This is a genomic window from Allobosea sp. GW822-FHT05A11, assembly GCF_058800455.1.
The window spans coordinates 735694-755352 of record NZ_JBXAMI010000003.1 but is presented as its reverse complement, the minus strand read 5'-3'; the positions used below and the strand labels follow the sequence as shown (position 1 = coordinate 755352).

Genomic DNA, 19659 nt, shown 5'->3' with positions numbered 1-19659 from the left:
TGATTATTGATTTCGATTAATAATCGGCCGCAGAATACTCCATGAGAGCCAATCGATAAGGGGTGTAAACCGCATCATGCCGCTCACCGGACATCCCTTCGTCACAAAGATTTCTCGCCTCATGGATATGAACGCCGGGAATCTCGATAGCCTCGAGGCGATCATGGAGCGCGAGGGGACGGCGGCGAAGCGGCACGATCTCATCGTCCACGGGGCGGAGCATCGCGACCTGTGTTTCGTCCGGAGCGGCTACGCGATCCGCTACAGGCTGCTGCGGAACGGCAAGCGGCAGATTCTGAACGTGATTCTGCCGGGCGACGTGATCGGCTTTCCCGTCAGCTTCTTCGACCGCGCGACCTATGCGGTCGTGGCGGTGAGCAATCTCAGCTACAGCGTCTGCCCGCTCAGTTCCTATGTGCGTCTTTGCTACGAGCGGCCGCAATTCGGCCTCGTCCTGACCTGGCTCGCAGCCCGGAAGCGGCGATTTGTGCGGAGCACATCGTCAATCTCGGCCGGCGCACGCCGATCGAGCGGCTCGCGCATTTCCTGCTCGAGATTCACGACCGCCTGCTGGAGGTCGGATGCGCCGAACAGACGCGGTTCGATCTTCCCTTTTCGCAAGGCATCCTGGCCGATGTGCTGGGGCTCAGCGTTCCGCACCTCAATCGCGTGATGCAGGAACTGCGTGCCGAGCGGCTGATCGTCAGCACCTCGCGTCTCATGGAGCTGCCGGACATCGCAGGATTGCGCCGCCTGGCACAATATCAGCCGGTAGACCTTGCTCTCATTCCAGCCGGGCCAACGGCCCAGCGCGGCTTATGAGGCAGCCGGCAGGCTCTTGGAGGCAGGCCTCCCGAAACTGCCATCGATGAAGGCCAGCTCGACCTCGCTATGTTGTGACAAGTACTTTGCAGCGTGTGTCAATGGCGCATCCCTGTGGGCGTGCCTCAGTTCCGGGTGTTAATTTGAGTAATTAAAAATTACGGCGCGCGTATCTGGACTGTCACTGAGTTTATCATCAGATATTCGGTTGGATTATTGACAAGACTGCACCGCAGATATCATCAGGTCGGAGCGTTTTAGTTTCGATTACGGCTTGTGGTGCTGGAATGAATGTCACGAAATTCTCCATCGTTATGATGGTGCGAAGAGGAAAGCTTACGGCGCTGCCGGCGGTGAGCGCGACGGCGATTGTCGCCACGAGCCTCTCCCTGTCCTGCACGCCAGTCGTCGCTCAGCAGCAGAGCCAGGTCCAACTCGACGAGATCATCGTCGAAGGGACGCGTTCCTCGCAGGTTCCGGCGCCGTTCGCAGGCGGACAGGTTGCGACCGGGGCTCGCATCGGCGCTCTCGGCAACACCGACATTGCAAAGACGCCGTTCAGCGTCACCAGCTACACCGAACAGTTCATCCGCGACCGCCAGGCCAGGACGGCCTCCGAGGCCCTCGCGCTCGATCCATCGGTCCGGGCAACCCAGGGCACGGGCGCGCCGTTCGATTCGCTCTATATCCGCGGGTTCCCGATCAACGAGGGCACCAGCGGCGAGATCGCGTTCGACGGCGTCTACGGCGTCGCGCCGAGCTTCCGCGTTTTCTCCGATTACGCCGAGCGCATCGAGGTGCTGAAGGGGCCTTCGGCAGCGATCAGCGGCGTTTCACCCAATGGCGGGATCGGCGGCGTCGTCAATATCGTTCCGAAGCGTGCTGAAGGCGACCTAACGCGCTTTACGCTGAACTATGGTTCGAACGCACGAGGCGGCGGGCAGCTCGATATGTCCCGACGCTTCGGTGCCAATCGGGAATGGGGTGTGCGGGCCATCACGAGCCTGAATGACGGCAGGACAGCTGTCGACCATCAGAAGGAGCAGTCGGGCGTCGGAGCTCTGGCCATCGACTATCAGGGCGAGCGGTTCCGCGCATGGGCCTATGTCCTCGCTCAATCCGACCGCTTCAACGCGCCTGCCCGGCCATTCTTCATGCGCGCGGGAGTGCCGGTTCCCAAAGCTGCGGATGGTCGCCGCAACGTCACTCAGCCCTGGGAATATTCAGACGTCGATGATCGTGGCGGCTTGCTCAAGCTGGAATACGACGTCACTGACGCCATCACCGTGTTCGGCAACGCCGGTGCCTCGCACAGCAATGTCGAGCGCTTCTTCGCTTCCGCGCCGATGATCACCAGCGTGCTGGGGACGACCAGCACCTCACCGCAATTCTACGGCATGGGTATCGATCGCCACACCTTCGAGGGTGGCATCAGGGCGAAGTTCGAGACAGGCTTCATTCGCCATAACCTGACCGTGCAGGCATCCCGTTATCATGAGGAGACCAAGCGCGAGTTCGGCGCTGTCGGCGGGACTTACATCTCGAACATCTACAATCCCGTGCGCGTGCCGGAAATTGCGGCTCTGCGCGTGGGGCGACAGGCGCCGCTTTCCGACAGCACGCTGACCAGCCTCTCGGCGGCCGATACCCTTTCGGCTTTCGACGAGCGCATCCTTCTGACGCTGGGCGTCCGGCGTCAGAACATTCAGGCACGAAACTATGTGTCCAATGTCGGGACGCTGGCCTCGTCCTACGACAAGAGCGCCACGACGCCGTTCGTCGGACTGGTCATCCGTCCCTGGGAGCACGTCTCTTTCTATGGAAACTATATCGAAGGGCTGAGCCGCGGCGACGTTGCGCCGGTTACGGCCACCAATGCCGGCGAGATACTCGCTCCCTACGTGGCCCGCCAGATCGAGGCCGGCGTCAAGCTGGACTACAATGGCTTCGGAGCCTCGCTCGCGGCGTTCCAGATCACGCGGCCCGTTGGCGAACTCAGCCCTGCCGGCAGGTTCGCCGAAACGGGAGAGCAGAGGGTCCGGGGCCTCGAACTCCAGGCCTTCGGTCAGATCTCGTCGCAATGGCGTGTGCTCGGTGGCGTGACCCTTCTCAATGGGGAGCTGACCCGGACGGCGGCCATCGCCAATATCGGCAATACGCCCATCGGCGTGCCGCGCATTCAGCTCAATCTCGGCGCGGAATGGGATGTGCCCTGGATTGTTGGCCTGACCGTCAATGCGGCGATCATCCACACCGGCAAGCAGTACGTCGATGCCGCCAACACGCAGGCCTTGCCGGACTGGACGCGCCTCGACCTCGGGCTGCGCTACGCGACCGAACTCAACGGCCGCAAGACGACGTTCCGGGCGAATGTCGTGAATGTGACCGACACGAAATACTGGGCGGGGGCCGCTTCCTTCGGGACGTTCACGCAAGGGGCACCGCGGACATATCTCCTGTCCATGTCCATGGACCTGTGATGGCGCGCTTGCCCCTCTCTCGCCGCGGTCTTCTCGGTGCCGTCGGTCTGGGCCTGCCGCTCATCGCGGCCAGCCGGCCGTCAGCCGCGCCGATCAAGGTCACCGACATTCTTGGACGGGAGGTCGCGGTGCAGCTTCCGGTTCGGCGGGTGCTGCTCGGCGAAGGGCGGCAGATCCACGCCATTGCGGCGCTGGACCGCGGCAACCCCTTTGAGCGGATCGTCGGCTGGGGGGAGGACCTGGAAAAATCCGACCCCGACAGCTACCGCGCCTATGCTGAACGCTTTCCGGAGGTTGCCGGCATCCCGAAATTCGGCAGCGTGGGAGCTGGCAATTTCGACATCGAGAAGGCGATTTCGCTTCAGCCCGACGTGCTTCTCCTCAACTACGAAGCTGAGCGGGCCAGTGCCGAGATGCAGCTCGTCGACAAGCTCGCCTCCGTGGGGATCGCGGTGCTCTATGTCGATTTCCGCCATGCGCCGCTCCGAAACACGGAGCTATCCTTGCGTCTGCTCGGGCGCTTGTTTGGAAGCGAGGCGATTGCGGACGCGTTGATCGCCTTCCGCAGCGACCAGATCGCCCGCGTGACGGCTCCGATAGCGAGAAACCCGGACCTCAAGCGGCCGCTCGTCATGCTGGATCGCATCCCCGGCTATTCGGACGCCTGCTGCATGAGCTTCGGGAAGGAGAATTTCGGCCTCATGGTCGAAATGGCTGGCGGCCATAACCTCGGCTCCGAACTTCTTCCGGGAACGTTCGGCACGATCAATCCTGAAACGATCATCGCCCGGGACCCGGACGTCGTCATCGTAACGGGCGGAAACTGGGACGCGCTGGCTCCCGGCGGCGGCTGGGTCGGCCTCGGTCCGGGGGCTGACCTATCGGCAGCTCGCAGCAAGCTCAAGGCGCTGGCGAAGCGTCCGGCATTCGCGCATGGCAAAGCCGTCGCCGAACAACGCGTCTTTGCGATCTGGCACCAGTTCTACAACAGCCCCTACCAGTTCGTGGCCCTGCAGCGCATCGCAAGCTGGCTTCACCCGGAGCTTTTCGGCGATATCGATGCAGAGGCAACGCTGCGGGAGCTGCACGAGCGCTTTCTGCCAATCCAGTATCAGCCTGGCTACTGGATTGGGCTGGCTGGCGGCCTGTGATTGCGCCGCGGAAATTGTCCTCATCGCTGCCCAGCCATAGCTTTTCATCGATGCATGAGGCCCCCGAGCGCGGCGCCAACCGAGGCGTAGATGAATGCCATGAAAGTTATCGGACGGCTTCTGGTCTCGGTTCGCGGCACAGCGGAGCGTCGGCTGCGAATATCAGTTGCCTGAATGGCGGATCATTTGGAAAGTGCAGCGGGAAAGGCGCTTGTTAGCGGCCTTTCAGCAACCTGAATCCTGGTGCTCAGCCGCATGCGGATATTGCTGGTCGAGGATAATCGCGAGCTCGCAGACTGGCTGGCACGGTTGCTGCGGAAAGGCCGCTATGTCGTGGATTGCCTCCATGACGGCGTCGACGCCGATGCTGCGCTGGCCACACAAAACTACGATCTCATCATCCTCGACATCAGCCTGCCCAACTTGACCGGCCTCGAGCTTCTGCGCCGCTTTCGGCAGCGCCGGGGCCTGACGCCGGTCATCATCCTGACCGCCAGCGACGCGGTGTCGAGCCGTGTCGCAGGGCTGGACGCGGGCGCCGACGATTATCTGGTCAAGCCGTTCGAGCCCGATGAGCTGGAAGCCCGGATTCGTGCCCAGTTGCGGCGCCGGCAGGATAGCCGCACGGCGCGCGTCGAATTTGGTCCACTCGCACTCGCGACGGATGCGCGCCAGTTCACGCTCGGCGGCGTTCCGCTCGCCCTGACGGCGCGGGAGTACAGCGTGCTCGAAGCGCTTCTGCTCGCCGGCGGGCGCGTCGTCTCGAAGGCGGCCTTGACGGGAACCGTGTTTGGCTTCGACGACGATGCCACCGACAATGCGCTGGAAATCTACGTCCACCGCGTCCGGAAGAAGCTCGGCGGAAGTTCCGTCTCGATCGGCACGCTGCGTGGCCTCGGCTATGCCTTGAGGCTTGCGGCGTGAGCCGCAGCCTGCGCGCCGAACTGCTGGCATGGCTGCTGCTGCCGCTCGCCGCAGTCGTCGCCTTCAACGGTTGGAGCCTGCACCGGGACGCCATGCAGACTGCCGATCTGATCACCGACCGGACGCTTCTCGCCTCGGCCCGCGTCATTGCCGAGCAGGTCAAGGAAGCCGACGGGCGGATCGAGGCGCTGATCCCACCTTCGGCCCTCGAGATGTTCACCTCGCCCGACCGCGACAAGGTGATCTACCGGGTGCTTTCGCCGGCAGGCGAACTCATCGCCGGTTTTCCCGACGTGGTCGCGCCGCCTGCCCCGCCACGCGGGCTGGAGCCTTCCTACTACGACGGAGTGTTTCGCACCCAGGCCATGCGCGCTGTCGCCCTCGCCCAGCCGGTGATCTCGAAAGTCGATGGCGGCAACGCGCTTGTGATCGTCGCCACGACGCTGCATGGGCGCGACCGGCTGGTCGGCGAGATCTGGCAGGCCTCGCTGAGGGATCAACTCATTCTCGTTGGCATTGCTGCCTTGCTTGCGCTTCTGGGGCTGCGCCGTGGCCTCGCACCGCTGCTGCGGCTGCGCGATGAGCTGCGGGAACGCGATCCGGAATCCCTGAATGCGCTCGACCGGAACGGCGTGCAAAGCGAACTCAGGCCTGTCATCGATGCGCTCAACCACGCGCTGGAGCGCGTCCACACCTATATCGCGCTGCAGCGACGCTTCGTTGCCGATGCCTCGCATCAACTCCGGACGCCGCTTGCCGTGCTGAAGACGCAGATCGGGATGGCCCGCCGCGACGACGACCCGCGCTTGCAGCGGGAGGTGCTTGCGGCGATCGATGGCGGAGTCGATGGCATGGCTCGACTGGTGAACCAGCTTCTGACTTTGACGCGGGCCGAACCCGGCGGCGGGGCGCTGCGCAAGGACGATCTGGACTTCAACGAGGTCACGCGCGCTGCATTGGAAAGCCTCGCCGGCATCGCCTTCGACCGTGCCATCGACCTGTCCTTCGAGGCTGCCCCCGCCGCCCTGCCGATCCACGGACATGTCACACTCCTGCGCGAGCTCGTCCTCAATCTGGTCGAGAACGCGCTGCGCCATATTCCGCAGGGCGGCACCGTCGCGGTGAAACTGGAGCAGGGAGAGGCCGGCATTCTGCTGGTCGTCGAGGATAACGGCCCCGGCATTCCCGAGGCGGATCGCGAGCGGGTGTTCCAGCGCTTCCATCGCCTCGCGCCCGCGACGGTCGAGGGCACCGGGCTCGGGCTCGCGATCGTCAAGGAGATCGTTGCCGCCCATGACGGGACCATCGCGCTCATGGAAACGCAGCCCTCGCCGGGGCTGCGCGTCGAGGTCAGACTGCCGGCAGCTCCCGGAGATGTGCCGGCAGCGTAAAGCTCAATGCTGATCTTGCAGCGGCGCCGGGCGCCAGGTCGCGAGCCGGCCTTCGACCCAGGTCATCAGGTATTCGGCGGCGAGCGCCACGATCATGATCACCACGATCGCCGCGTACATCCCGGCCGAGTCGAAGGTGCCCTTCGCGATGTTGATGAGCAGCCCGATGCCGTGGCGGGAGCCGACGAACTCACCGACGATGGCACCGATGATGGCGAAGCCGAAGCTCACATGCAGCGAGGCGAAGATCCAGCTCATCGCGGATGGAATGACCACCGAGCGCGTGAGCTGCCAGCCGCGCGCGCCGAGGATCTGCGCATTGGCCATCAGGTTCCGGTCGGCTTCGCGTACGCCCTGGAAGGCGTTGGCGAAGACGACGAAGAACACCATGATAAAGGCGAGCGCCACCTTGGAGCCGATCCCGAGGCCGAAGATCATGATGAAGATCGGGGCCAGCACGACGCGCGGGATCGAGTTGAATACCTTGATGTAGATCGAGAAAATGTCCGCCAGCATCCGGTTGCGGCCGAGCGCGATGCCGACGACGATGCCCGCAACGGAGCCGATCGCGAAGCCGAGCATGGCTTCCTCCATCGTGACATAGAGATGGAGCCAGAGCGGGCCTTCCGAGGTTCCCTCGATCGTCCATTCGACGAGCCGACTCCAGATCGCGCTCGGACTGGAGAAGAAGAACTCGTCGATAGCGCCGAGGCGGGCGCCGAGCTCCCAGCCGCCGAGCATCACGAGCAGAATGGCCCAGCGCCAGAACAGTACCTTGTAGTGATGGTTGCGGGCGGCGCTGGCCGCGGCGGCCTCGATCTCTGCGTCGGAGGTGCCGGGGCGGAATACGGGGGAGGCGAGGGTGGCGTCGGTCATGGCGGCTCTCCTCAGGCTGCGCGGGCTTCGTCACGGGCACTGCCGCGCTCGACCTCGACGCGCAGGTCGCCCCAGATGCGGCGGGAGAGCGCGATGAAGTCGTCCTGGTAGCGGATCTCGCTGACGACGCGCGGGCGCGGCAGCTCGACCGGATAGACCGCCCTCACCGTGCCGGGCCCCGAGGTCAGCACATAGACCTTGTCGGCGAGCGCGATCGCCTCCTCGAGATCATGGGTGACGAAGATCACCGAGGCCTTCGCTTCCGACCAGAGATTGAGCAGCACCTCGTGCATGACGACGCGGGTCTGCACGTCGAGCGCCGAGAAGGGCTCGTCCATCAGCAGCACCTGCGGCTCGTTGATGAAGGTCTGCGCCAGCGAGACGCGCTTCCTCATGCCGCCCGAAAGCTGGTGCGGATATTTGCTCTCGTGGCCGCTCAGATGCACGCGCGCCAGCCATTCGCGCGCCTTGGCATAGGCCTCGTCGCGCGGTTTGCCGCGGAATAGCGGGCCGGCGACGACGTTGTCGATCACGCTGCGCCAGGGGAACAACGCGTCGGTCTGGAAGGCGAAGCCGATGCGCGGGTCGATGTCGGTGACCGGCTGGCCGAAGAGGCGGACCTCTCCGCTCGACGGACGGGCCAGGCCAGTAACGAGGTTGAGCGTGGTAGATTTGCCGCAGCCGGTTGGGCCGACGACGGCGACGAACTCGCCGCGCGCCACGCTCATGTTGAAGTCCCGGATCGCGGTCATCGACTTGCCGTCCGGGGTGATGAAGCGGCGCGAGACGTTGATCAGCTCGACGACCGGGCTGCCGGCCGCATCGGTTGCAGGCATGGGACCTCCTTCGCCGCAATGGCGGCGTCACGGATGGGCACTCGATGAAAGGCAAAGAGGGGGGCGACCGGACCGTGCCGGCCGCCCTTGGGTGCGTGCGACTTATTTCGCAGCCTTCACGAACTCGGTCGTGTAGGTCTTTGACAGGTCGATCTGCTTGCCCTTGATGTTCTTTGAGAAGCCGGAGAGCACGGCGAGAACCGTCTCGGGGCCGCCCTGCGGCATCACGCCATCGGAGGTGAACATCGCCTTGCCATCGGCCAAGGCCTTCACATAGCCGTCCTTGTCGCCGACATAGTAATCCTTCGGCATTTTGCTGGCGATCTCTTCGGCGCTATGGGTGCTGATGTATTTCAGCGTCTTGACGAAGGCATTCGCCAGCTTCTGCACGGTTGGCCTGTTCTTCTCGACCCAGGCCGTCGGCATATAGAGCGAAGCCGCCGGATAGGTGCCGCCGAGCGCTGCCTTGGTCTGCTCGATCGTACGCATGTCGACGAGGACGCGCGCCTCCCCGGTCTTCAGCAGGCGCGAGATGGTTGGTTCGGTGGTCATGCCGGCCTGGATCTTGTCCTGCTGCATGGCGGCGATGAAGGTGGCGCCGGCGCCGACGGGCACCGAGGTGAAGTCGCTGAGCTGCACACCCGACTTCACCATCAGGTACTGGGTCAGGAAGTTGGTGGACGAGCCGAGGCCGGTCACGCCGAGATTCTTGCCCTTGAGATCGGCCATCGACTTCACGTCGGGATATTTGTTCGAGACGAGCTCGACCTCACCCGGGGCCTGACTGAACTGGACGACGGACTCGACGAACTTGCCCTTCGCCTGCAGGTCGACGCAGTGATCGTAGAAACCGACGACGCCGTGAACCACGCCGGCGAGCATCTCGTTCTCGGCATCGACGCCGGCCGCCTCGTTGAGCAGCTCGACATCGAGCCCCTCGTCCTTGAAGTAGCCGAGGCTCTCGGCGAGCTTGGCGGGCAGATAGATCTGCTTCTCGTAGCCACCGACCATGATGGTCACTTTGTCGGCTGCGAGCGCCGCGGTCGAGCCGGCAAGCACCGACGCGAAGGCAAGCGAATAGATGGCGGCACGGATGCGCATGGGCGGGTTCCTTGGTTTCACGTCCTCTCGCCCGGACACCGCTCTTCGAGGGCGGCTTTACGGCGATAGCCACGTCCGTAGCTCGCCAAGCTTTCACCAACCTTTCGAAGTGGCGATCGCTGAATCGCCTCCTGGCGAGGCCGATCTGCTCACGGGCCTCGCCGGTGCTTTCCCCGTCAATGCCAGCTCGTCGTGGACGACCATCGTCGTCGAGAGGGGAGGCCGTAACCCCATCGTCGGCCTCGTTGCCGCGTCGCTGGTTCCGGGGCTTGTCCTTTTCGGTGCCGACATCCCCGCCGATGTTCGGAAGGCAGCCTTTGTCGGCGTCCTTCTCTTCGTGGTTGGGGAGCGAAAGTGCCGTCAGCGCGACGGAGGTCTCCAGATTGCCCCGGCTGCAATGGGGCGGGAAACCGCGATATCATCACCAAGATGCCCCGGCCTCAGGGAGAGGCGCGGGTGCACCCAGGTGCAGCGGATTGTTGCTCGCGCCGGCGTAGGTGCGCCTTCTGACGATCCATATAGTCACGCGTTAATGGCACGGCGTCCTGCCGCCGCGCGATCTGCAGCTGGAAAACCGCGACATCCTGATGCTCGAAGGCAGCCTGGCTCATTGCCAGGTAGAATTCCCACATGCGGCAGAAACGCTCGTCATATAGAGCCGCAGCCTCCGCCCTGCGCCTCATGAACCGCTCGCGCCAGGCCTGCAGTGTCTTGGCATAGTGGAGCCGCAGCACTTCGATATCGGTGACGATCAGTCCGGCGTTTTCCACCGCCGGCACGATTTCCGACAGGGCGGGCAGATAGCCGCCGGGGAAAATGTAGCGATTGAGCCAGGGATTGGGATGGTTCGGCCCGTCCGAACAGCCGATGGTGTGAAGCAGCATCACGCCGTCGTCCCGCAGCAGCCGGTGGCAGCTTTCGAAAAACGTCGCGAAGAAGCGCGGGCCGATATGCTCGAACATGCCGACCGAAACGATGCGATCGAACATGCCGTCGACATCGCGATAATCTTGTAAGGCGAAGCGTGCCCGCTCGCCGGCGCCAGCCTCCTGCGCCCTTCGATTGGCGACTTCGAGCTGCTCGCGTGAAAGCGTTACCCCGAGAGCTTCGCGCGCTTGCGCGACCTCGGTGAGATAGAGACAAAGCCCGCCCCAGCCGCAGCCGATATCGAGGACGCGATGCTGCGGTTCAATCAGGAGCTTGGCGGCGATGTGCCGCTTCTTGGCGAGCTGTGCTGCGTCCAGATCCTGTTCCGGCGTCTCGAAATAGGCGCAGGAATATTGCCAGTCGTCATCGAGGAACAGGGCATAGAGCCTGTCGTCGAGATCATAGTGATGGGCGACGTTCTTGCGCGAGCGGCTGCGGGTGTTGCGTGCCGCCAGATGCCGCAGCAGGAAGCGCCCCCGATCGAGCGCGCCTTCCCACCAGCCCGGCGGCTGTTCGCGTGCACCGGCCAGGATCAGCGTGAGGAAGTCGTGGATCGAGCCTTGCTCCACGCGAAGGCGCCCATCCATGTACAACTCGCCGAGTTTCATTTCCGGGTCCGCCAGGAAAGCCACGATCGCGCTGCGATCCATGAAGCGGATCGCAATCGGATCGCCGCTGCCATCCCCGCAGATGAAGCTCCTGCGGTCCGGTCCGGTCACCTCCAGGGCGCCGCGCGTGACAAGCTGGGAGAGCATGGAGCGAAGCATGCGATACATGATGGGGTCCTGACCGCTCATGGAACGGGTTGCCAGTCGAGTTCGACCGCATTGCGGCCAAGGCCGGCATTGTATCGAACCGCTGATTTGATGAAGGCTTCGACACCAGGGCGGTCGGGCCCTCGTGGACATCCGGTCGTTTCGGACCGTACGGCCTGCCGGCCGAGCCAGGTGACCCATTGCCGTTCGATACTTTCGAGCGAGCCGGTGGTTAAAAACGGCTGCGAGATGTAGAAGCGGCGGCCCTGCTCGTGGCCGGCATAGCAGAAGCGCCACTCAGCAGCCGGTCCCGCGGATGCCGGACAAGCCGTTGCGCAGAGCAAAATAAATGTGGAGATGGCGAGCCCGCATCGGCCGCTCCCGCTCAGGTGTTTCGCCTTGGAGGCCATGTCGATCAGGAAATCCCCGGGCATGGACACTAGGAGAGCCAACCGGTCGCAACGGCCAAAAGCAGGAGGACGCCCATGCCGGCGCGATAGGTCACGAAGACCCAGCTCGACATTCGTTCCAGATAGCGCATCAGTGCCGAGATGGCAGCGAAGGCAGCAAGCGAGCCGGCGATCAGGCCGACAATCAGAAGCACCATCGCATGTGCATCGATCCCGGCTTTCGCGAGCTCCCACGCTTCCTTCAGCCCAGCCAGCGCAATGGCCGGCAGGCCAAGCAGGAATGATAGTCGTGCCGCTTCAGCGCGCTTGAAGCCCAGCCCCATCGCTGCCGTCAGCGTGGAGCCGGACCGCGACACGCCTGGGATCAGGGCACCGACCTGAGCCAGGCCGATCAGCAGGAAATCCCGGAAGCCCGCTTGCTCGGCGCTCCGCCGGTGGTTTGCGCACCATTCCGTGGCTGCGAGCAGCAGCGCCATGACCAGGGAAGCCGCGCCGATCACGCCGAGCGAGCGCAACGGCGATCCGCAACGGTTGAGCACAGGTGTCAGCACAACGCCGGCGACGATGATCGGAACGGTCGCGAGCAAGATGCCGAGCGCTAGCCGGCCCGGGCCGGCAGCGAATCGGCGGGTCCTGAGTCCGTCGAGAATTCCGCCGGCCATGTTACCGATATCGCGTCTGAAATAGCTGACCACAGCTGTCAGTGCGGCAAGCTGCATCAACGCCGAGAAGGCCGAGCCCGGATCAGGCCAGCCCAACAAGGCCGGAACCACCCGCATATGGGCCGTCGAGGAGATCGGCAGCAGCTCAGTTACGCCCTGGACCAGCCCGAGAACGGCGATCTGCCCGAAGCTGAGTGTGGCGAACCCGGTATCGAGTCCGGCGGAGCAGGCTGCGGCCATGATGATGGATCTCGCGAGAAGACTGCAGCGCCCCAAGCACAAAGCGTTCCAGCACGAGAGGCTCCCGTCCAAAGGCTCTACAACAGCGCCCAACGGCCAGGCGGCGCCCTCAGCCGTGCGCAATCGCGGAGCCGGCGGCCAAAACGACCGGTCATGGGGCGTTGGTGTCGCTTCAAATTTTGCAGCTTCCGCCAAGTTGTGAGGCAAGCCTTCCTAGTCCCGCGTAAGGCCGGGCCTCAAATACTCAGCTTCCTGACGCCGGGCCGATCTGCGCGGGAGATTGTGCCTGGAACGGCCTGAGGGGGGAGAGGATCAGCGTTGCCTCCAGATCCAGGCCTCAGGCCGCGGCGTACACCGGCGCTTGGATTTCGAGTTCGTCGTGGATCAGCCCGTCGCGCACGGGGCGCACCGAACCGGCAAGCCCGAAGCCGACGCGTCCGAACATGTCGGCGAGCCATTCCACACTTGGATCGAGGCGGTCGTGGCCATCGGGATACCGGAGGTCGCGGCATCGGTCACCATGTCCGGTTGGCGGCGCTGTACGGCATCACCGTTCCGTTCGGGCGGCGAGGCGGGCGCAAAGTGTCGAGGCTGCCTGCGACAAGACCTCCATTTTTTGATGAAAGCTCCAGCGTGTGTGGGATTTCTGTAGCGGGAGAATTTAAATTAATAAGTAAAATCAATGGATTATACGATGGCACGCCACTTGCGGTCAGGGATCAACGATTCAGGGTCTGGACAGGCTGCCCATGCATTGGCAAGCAATCGTCGATTTCGACGGAACGATTTCGCGACAGGATACCACGGACCAGATCCTTCAGCGCTTCGCCGAGCCAGGATGGCAGGCGATCGAGGAGGATTGGGTCGCTGGCCTCATCGGTTCGCGCGAATGCATGAGGCGGCAGGTCGGATTGCTGCGGGTCTCCCCAGCCGAACTGGACGCGTTCATCGCCGGTATTGAGATCGATCCGGGTTTCTTAGCCTTCGTGCGGGTCTGCCTGACCGAGGATATTCCGGTCACGGTCGTCTCGGACGGTCTCGACCGCACGATCCGAAAAGTTCTGGCGCGAGCGGGGCTGGGCTCGCTCAGCGTGATCGCCAACCATCTCGAACCGGTTGGCGGTGACCGCTGGCAGCTGTCATCCCCTTACACGGCCTCCAGCGGAGACTGCAGCAGCGGCACCTGCAAATGCGCCGTGGCCGACAGCCTGCGCCGCCCGCTGACGCTGCTGGTCGGCGACGGCAAATCCGACCATTGCGTCGCCGGCCAGGCCGACGTCGTCTTCGCCAAGGCGGGCCTGATCGCGCATTGCCGCGACAACGGCCTGCCTCACCACCCCTTCACCGATTTCTCGCAAGCCACGGACCTGCTGGAAGCGCTGCTGTGCACCCCAGCAACGCGCGGAGCCGTGCGCGAACTGACAAAGGATACGATTCATGGATGACGGCTACACCCTGACGGCTCACGCCTTGCCCACCCCGAAGCTCGAGACGTTCGCTCCCAAGTTCGACCACAGGCAGGAGCAGGAGCGCCTGCTCGCGCTGGAGGCGCAGTATTGCTCCCATGGCGATACGGTCCACTATACGCAGTTCCCCAAGATATTCTCGGGGTGCGAAGGCTCGTTCATGTTCGACGACGAGGGTAATCGCTTCCTCGATCTGCAGATGTGGTATTCGGCGGTGAATTTCGGCTACGCCAATCCGCGCCTGAACAATGCGCTGAAGCGCCAGATCGACACGCTGCCGCAAGTTGCCAGCCAGTATCTGCATCGCGAAAAGATCGAGCTAGCCGCGCTGATCGCCAGGGATGCCGAGGCGAAGTTCAACGAGAAGGGCCGTGTCCACTTCAATGTCGGCGGCGCCCAGGCGGTCGAAGATTCGCTGAAACTCGTGCGCAATGCCAGCAACGGCAAAAGTCTGATGTTCGCCTTCGAGGGCGGCTATCACGGCCGCACGCTGGGCGCCTCGGCGATCACCTCGTCCTATCGCTATCGCCGCCGCTTCGGGCATTTCGGCGAGCGCGCGCAGTTCGTGCCATTCCCCTACCATTTTCGTGGCCCCAAGGGGATGAGCAAGGAAGAGTACGGCCTCCATTGCGTCCAGCAGTTCGAACGCCTGTTCGAGAGCGAATACAACGGCGTCTGGGACCCCAAGGCGGGCCAGGCCGAGTATGCGGCCTTCTATGTCGAGCCGCTGCAGGGCACAGGCGGCTATGTCATCCCACCGAAGAACTTCTTCATCGAACTCAAGAAGGTGCTCGACAAATACGGCATCCTGCTTGTCGTCGACGAGATTCAGATGGGTTTCTACCGGACCGGAAAACTCTGGTCGATCGAGCATTTCGGTGTCACGCCCGACGTGATCGTCTTCGGCAAGGCCGTCACCAACGGTCTCAATCCGCTCTCGGGGATCTGGGCCAAGGAAAAGCTGATCAACCCGACAATCTTCCCGCCGGGCTCGACGCATTCGACCTTCAATGCCAATCCGCTGGGCACGGCCGTCGCGCTCGAAGCCATGAAGATGATGGCGGAGGACGACTACGAAACCATGGTCATGAGGAAGGGCGCCTATTTCCTCCAGGGCCTGGAAGAGCTGAAGCGCAACCACAAGATCGTCGGCGATGTCGACGGGCTCGGCATGGCCTTGCGCATCGAGATCTGCGAGCCGCATGACAGCTTCACGCCGTCGAAGCGCCTCGTCGACCTGATGTGCGATGAGGGCATGAAGGCGGATCTTGTGGTTGAGGGTAAGCGCTATGGCCTCGTCCTCGACATCGGGGGCTACCACAAGAATGTCATCACGCTCGCTCCGGCATTGACCATGAGCCACGCCGAGATCGACCTCGCGATCAAGCTGCTTGATCAGCTGTTCACCCGCGTCGCAAAAGTCTGAATCAATAAGGGGTGGATCTTATGCGGCTTCGCGTGATCGACCTTGATGGAAGCGTGGCGGCTCAAGAGCCGCTGCGCCGGCGCATCGATGCGGGAGCCTCCCCCTGCATCGGTGTCGCCGACCTTTCTGCTTCGCTGCGCCTTGTCGCGACGCGTGCGGCGATGGAACGCTTGGTCGGCCGCCTGCCGGTCGACGATGACGAGCCCACCGTCACCTTCTACGGGTCTGGCGATTTCCACCATGTTACCGCAGGGCTGCTCGCCAGCAAGCGGCAAGATCTCACCGTCATCCATTTCGACAACCATCCCGACTGGGTCAGGTTTCCGCCGACCTACAATTGCGGCGCCTGGGTCAACCGGGCGCTGGAATTGCCGCAGGTGAAGCGGGTCGTAACGATCGGGCCGTGCAGCAGCGACCTTGTCCGTCCCGAACTGCAATTCGCCAATCTCGCGGCGGTCTCGGAAGGGCGGATCGTCCTGTATCCCTGGCGCCATGCGCCTTCGCGGATCTGGGGGCGGTATCGCGACGGTGCCTCCCATCGCCAGGATGGCGGCTATCTGCATTGGCGCAATCTCGCGGACGAAAACTGGAGCGCCTTTCTCGACGAATTAGTCGCGGGCCTGCCGACGAAGGCGCTCTGGCTCACGATCGACAAGGACGTGCTGGGTCCCGACGAGGCGGTGACTAACTGGGATCAGGGCGGGCTGCCTCTGGCCAGATTGATCGAGGCGGTCACGCATCTCGCGCAGTCCTGCGAGATCGTCGGCGTCGATATCTGCGGCGACTATTCACCACCGCAATTCCGCGATCCGTTCCGCGCAACGCTGGCCTATTTCGACCACCCAGCGCAGGAAATACCGTCCCGCGAACAGCTCGACATCAATGCCCGGGTCAACGCCTCGCTGCTCTCCTGCTTCGAGCAGGTGCTGCAATGACGACGGCGCTCATCCTGTGGTTCGCCCTGTCAGTGGCCTGCGACGTCGGCGGCCAGCTCTGCCTCAAGATCGGGGCTGACGAACTGCCGGAGGCGAAGGGGTTCGCCCTCGTCAGGGTGTTGTTGAGCCAGCCCTGGGTCGTGGCCGGCGTGGCGATCTACATCGTCGAGATCTTCGTCTGGCTCAGAATCCTGGCGGAGGCGCCGCTGTCGATCGCCTTTCCGATCGCGAGCCTGAATTTCCTTGGCGTCACTGCGGCCAGCGGGATCTTCCTGAAGGAGCCCATCGGCAGGCGCCAATGGATCGGCGCTACGTTGATCACGCTCGGCGTCCTTGTCGTCGCGCGAACGGCCTGAAGGAGATATCGTGTCCTCTGTTGTCGATCACAGCCTCTGTTTTCCCGGAAGCCGCACCGGTTTCCTGCTGATCCACGGGCTCGGCGGCACGCCGACCGAATTGCGCCTGGTGGCCCGCGCGCTGCACGCCGCCGGCCATACCGTTCACTGTCCGAAGCTTGCGGGGCATTGCGGGAGCGAGGACGATCTGCTCGCCACCGGCTGGCGTGATTGGGCGGCCAGCGCCGAGGCCGCACTCGATCGCCTCCGGATGGACTGCGACATTGTCATCGTGGGCGGGCTCTCGATGGGCGCCGTGATGGCGATGCACATCGCCGTCGAACGAAAGGCCGACGTCCAGGGCATGGCACTATATGCGCCGACGCTCTGGTACGATGGTTGGTCGATCCCGTGGTACAGCTTCCTGCTGAAGCTCCTGATCGACACTCCCATCGGTCGGCGCTTCCGCTTCGTCGAGCGCGAGCCCTATGGCGTCAAGGACCCTCGCATCCGTGCAATCATCGTGCACGCGATGGCGCGCGGCGACAGCGCCGAGGCGGGCCTCCTCGGCACGCCGTCGCAGTCGCTGCGCGAGATGTGGGCCCTGATCGCGCGGGTCAAGCGCACGATCGGGACGATCATGCAGCCGGCTTTGATCGCGCATGCCCGCGATGACGATATCGCCGGTCTGGCGAACGCAGTCTACATCCAGCGCAATCTCGGCGGCCTTGTCGACACCGTCGTGATGGATGATTGCTATCATCTCGTCACGATAGACCGGCAGCGCGATGTCGTGATCGACCGCTCGCTGGCCTTGGCGCGCCGGCTGGAACTGGCAGCAGCGCGTGCGGAGAATGGCGCGGCCCCAGCCATGGCCGCCGAATGAGCGGGATGCACAGCCATATCGTGGCGGGCGTCGACGCGATTGATGCCGGGCTCTGGAACACCTGCTTTCCCGGGGAGGCAGAAAACCACGCCTATTACGTCGCCTGCGAAAGCGCGGCGCGGCAGGGTGGCAGCGGCGTTCGGACAGCCGCGGCCTATGTCGAAGAAGATGGAGTCCTGGTCGCCGTCGCACCCTTCTTCATGCTGGATTACCGGCTCGACACGCCCTTGCAGGGCCGTCTGCGTCCCATCGGGGACTTTCTGTTTCGGCGATTGCCTGGGCTTGTCTCGTTGAAAGTGCTGTGCGTCGGTTCGCCTTATGCCGAGCGCTGCCATGTCGGCTTCGTACCAAATCTGAGCGATGCCAGGCGGGCTGCCGCAGGCCGGGCCTTGTGTGAGCTGCTTGAACGCGAGGCGGCGCGCCAGTTCGCGAGCCTCGTCGCTTGGAAGGACCTTGCTCCGGGTGAGGAGGCGATGCTTGGTGCGATGCTGGTCAATAACGGCTTTGCCCGGCTTGGGAGCCTGCCTGTCGCCGTTCTGGACCTGCCTCCTGCCGGGGAGGGTATCTATCTCGCCACGCTCTCTGCCACCACGCGCAAGGATATCAGGCGCAAACTCGCCAAGGCGGGCACGGTCAGGATCGAGATGCGTCGGTCGATCGTCGGAATCGAGGCCGACATCGCCGCGCTCTATGAATCGACGCGGCTGCACAGCGGCCTCGATTACGGCGATCTGGAGCAGCTGCCGCCGGGCTATTTCGCCGAGGTATCCCAGGCGCTCGGCAATCGGGCGGTGTTCGCGCTCTACTGGGTTGGCGACACGCTTGCAGCCTTCAACCTGCTGCTGGTCGAGCAGAACCGTGTCATCGATAAGTTTCTCGGCATGCTCTATCCGCTGGCGCGCGATCACAATCTCTATGTCGTGAGCTGGATGGCGAATGTCCGGTTCTGCCTGGCCAATGGTGTGGGCACATTGCAGAGCGGCCAGACTGCCTATGCCTCGAAGCTGCGTTTCGGCAGCCGGCTGGTGCCGTCTACGATCTTCTTCAAGCACCGCCGGCCGGCCTTCAACTGGGTGCTGCACTGGTTCGGCCCGCTCTTCGCCTTCGATCGGCTGGATCCCGACCTCAAGGACCATCGCCTGTCACCTCCACGGAGCGCAGCATGACTTTGGCGCAAACGATATCGAAACCCTTCCCTTGGCGGGCGCTGGCGGTCTGGGCCGCCTTCATCGCGCTCGATACCGGGACTCAGCTTGCCTTCAAATGGGGGGCAGATCACCTTGCCGATCTCGATTTCGGGCTGGCGATGCTGGCCCGGGCCCTGACCCTCCCCGGCGTGTGGCTGGCGGCGGCGGGATATGCCGGGACCTTCGTCGTCTGGATGATGATCCTGCGGATGATGCCGCTCAGCCGGGCCTTTCCAATGACCGGGTTGGCCTATGTCACCGTACCCCTGCTGGCCTGGCTGGTCTTCGGAGACCGTATCGATCTGACGCGCGGTCTGGGGATCGCGTTGATCGTCGCAGGCGTCGCCTTGCTTGGTTCGCAGGAAGAGGCGGCCGGATGATGAGAACGATGCTTCCGGCTGCGATGTTTCTGGTGGGGCTCTCTTTTGCCAATGGAGCGCTGGCGGATCCGATGTCCGATATCGTCGGCCGCTGGCGCGACTCCGATGGCGAATCGCAGATCGACATCGCACGCTGCGGCCAAGCTTTGTGCGGCACAATTGTCTGGCTGAAGCAGCACCGTATCGACAGCTTAAATCCCGATCCCGGCTTGCGAACCCGTTCGCTGATGGGCCTGCGCGTCCTCACGAATTTCAGGCTTGATCATGGCGCTGCCACTTGGCGCGGAGACGGCTACAATCCTGAAGACGGACGCAGTTACAAGACCATACTCGAGCTGAAATCCAGGACAACGCTTTCGATAAAGGGCTGTGTCTTGAGCGGGCTGATCTGTGACGATGATATTTGGACAAGACTTGACTAAGACGTTGCCTGCCGATCGGTCGCGGCGACGGGCCAGCGTGGAATTGG

Annotated in this window: 20 protein-coding genes; 14 read left to right on the top strand and 6 right to left on the bottom strand. The window is 63.6% G+C overall.

Features of this window, described 5'->3' with window-relative positions:
• Positions 1–76: 76 nt before the first annotated feature.
• The 6 genes from AC1RLU_RS13170 to AC1RLU_RS13145 all read left to right on the top strand — a co-directional run bounded on the left by AC1RLU_RS13170 (position 77) and on the right by AC1RLU_RS13145 (position 6768).
• A complete protein-coding gene (locus AC1RLU_RS13170; protein WP_492796042.1) occupies positions 77–673 on the top strand; it encodes a Crp/Fnr family transcriptional regulator in 597 nt (198 codons plus the stop codon).
• The gene (locus AC1RLU_RS13165) at positions 556–822 is read left to right on the top strand and encodes a helix-turn-helix domain-containing protein (RefSeq protein ID WP_492796222.1); all 267 of its coding nucleotides are present in this window, start codon (positions 556–558) and stop codon (positions 820–822) included. Before AC1RLU_RS13170 ends, AC1RLU_RS13165 begins: the two co-directional genes overlap by 118 nt.
• A 314-nt stretch (positions 823–1136) precedes the next feature.
• Entirely contained in the window at positions 1137–3302 is a 2166-nt protein-coding gene (locus AC1RLU_RS13160) for a TonB-dependent receptor (RefSeq protein ID WP_492796041.1), read from the top strand.
• Complete coding sequence (locus AC1RLU_RS13155) at positions 3302–4453, top strand: ABC transporter substrate-binding protein (protein ID WP_492796039.1); 1152 nt, start codon at positions 3302–3304, stop codon at positions 4451–4453. Before AC1RLU_RS13160 ends, AC1RLU_RS13155 begins: the two co-directional genes overlap by 1 nt.
• 255 nt (positions 4454–4708) lie before the next feature.
• A complete protein-coding gene (locus AC1RLU_RS13150; protein ID WP_492796037.1) occupies positions 4709–5377 on the top strand; it encodes a response regulator in 669 nt (222 codons plus the stop codon).
• Entirely contained in the window at positions 5374–6768 is a 1395-nt protein-coding gene (locus tag AC1RLU_RS13145) for a sensor histidine kinase (protein ID WP_492796035.1), read from the top strand. Before AC1RLU_RS13150 ends, AC1RLU_RS13145 begins: the two co-directional genes overlap by 4 nt.
• Before the next feature lie 3 nt (positions 6769–6771).
• On the opposite strand, the gene AC1RLU_RS13140 is transcribed toward AC1RLU_RS13145, so the two are convergent.
• From AC1RLU_RS13140 to AC1RLU_RS13115, 6 genes are all read right to left on the bottom strand, one after another.
• Positions 6772–7644: an ABC transporter permease gene (locus tag AC1RLU_RS13140; RefSeq protein WP_492796033.1), complete on the bottom strand. Its 873-nt coding sequence runs from the start codon at positions 7642–7644 to the stop codon at positions 6772–6774.
• Positions 7645–7655: 11 nt separating this feature from the next.
• Positions 7656–8480: an ABC transporter ATP-binding protein gene (locus AC1RLU_RS13135; RefSeq protein ID WP_492796032.1), complete on the bottom strand. Its 825-nt coding sequence runs from the start codon at positions 8478–8480 to the stop codon at positions 7656–7658.
• Between the two features lie 102 nt (positions 8481–8582).
• A complete protein-coding gene (locus AC1RLU_RS13130; protein WP_492796030.1) occupies positions 8583–9581 on the bottom strand; it encodes an ABC transporter substrate-binding protein in 999 nt (332 codons plus the stop codon).
• 440 nt (positions 9582–10021) lie between these two features.
• Complete coding sequence (locus AC1RLU_RS13125) at positions 10022–11284, bottom strand: cyclopropane fatty acid synthase (protein WP_492796221.1); 1263 nt, start codon at positions 11282–11284, stop codon at positions 10022–10024.
• A 418-nt stretch (positions 11285–11702) separates the two neighbouring features.
• Complete coding sequence (locus AC1RLU_RS13120) at positions 11703–12575, bottom strand: undecaprenyl-diphosphate phosphatase (RefSeq protein ID WP_492796219.1); 873 nt, start codon at positions 12573–12575, stop codon at positions 11703–11705.
• 337 nt (positions 12576–12912) lie between these two features.
• Positions 12913–13038 (bottom strand): hypothetical protein, encoded by a 126-nt coding sequence (locus AC1RLU_RS13115; RefSeq protein WP_492796028.1) that lies wholly within the window; start codon positions 13036–13038, stop codon positions 12913–12915.
• Positions 13039–13324: 286 nt separating this feature from the next.
• Between AC1RLU_RS13115 and AC1RLU_RS13110 the strand changes: the two genes are divergently transcribed.
• From AC1RLU_RS13110 to AC1RLU_RS13075, 8 genes are read left to right on the top strand one after another with little or no spacing between them, the layout of a single operon-like run.
• On the top strand, positions 13325–14020 hold the full coding sequence (locus tag AC1RLU_RS13110) for an MtnX-like HAD-IB family phosphatase (RefSeq protein ID WP_492796026.1): 696 nt from the start codon (positions 13325–13327) through the stop codon (positions 14018–14020).
• Complete coding sequence (locus tag AC1RLU_RS13105; RefSeq protein WP_492796025.1) at positions 14013–15467, top strand: aspartate aminotransferase family protein; 1455 nt, start codon at positions 14013–14015, stop codon at positions 15465–15467. The genes AC1RLU_RS13110 and AC1RLU_RS13105 overlap by 8 nt, the downstream gene beginning before the upstream one ends.
• Positions 15468–15520: 53 nt before the next feature.
• Positions 15521–16402, top strand: coding sequence for an arginase family protein (locus AC1RLU_RS13100; RefSeq protein ID WP_492796023.1), 882 nt, complete (start codon positions 15521–15523; stop codon positions 16400–16402).
• Positions 16399–16758, top strand: a complete 360-nt coding sequence (locus AC1RLU_RS13095; RefSeq protein ID WP_492796022.1) for an EamA family transporter — start codon at positions 16399–16401, stop codon at positions 16756–16758. Before AC1RLU_RS13100 ends, AC1RLU_RS13095 begins: the two co-directional genes overlap by 4 nt.
• Before the next feature lie 10 nt (positions 16759–16768).
• Entirely contained in the window at positions 16769–17623 is an 855-nt protein-coding gene (locus AC1RLU_RS13090; protein WP_492796020.1) for an alpha/beta hydrolase, read from the top strand.
• Positions 17624–17628: 5 nt separating this feature from the next.
• On the top strand, positions 17629–18789 hold the full coding sequence (locus AC1RLU_RS13085; protein ID WP_492796018.1) for a GNAT family N-acetyltransferase: 1161 nt from the start codon (positions 17629–17631) through the stop codon (positions 18787–18789).
• A complete protein-coding gene (locus AC1RLU_RS13080) occupies positions 18786–19190 on the top strand; it encodes an EamA family transporter (RefSeq protein WP_492796016.1) in 405 nt (134 codons plus the stop codon). Before AC1RLU_RS13085 ends, AC1RLU_RS13080 begins: the two co-directional genes overlap by 4 nt.
• Positions 19187–19612, top strand: a complete 426-nt coding sequence (locus tag AC1RLU_RS13075; protein ID WP_492796015.1) for a DUF2147 domain-containing protein — start codon at positions 19187–19189, stop codon at positions 19610–19612. The genes AC1RLU_RS13080 and AC1RLU_RS13075 overlap by 4 nt, the downstream gene beginning before the upstream one ends.
• The last annotated feature ends 47 nt before the right edge of the window (positions 19613–19659 follow it).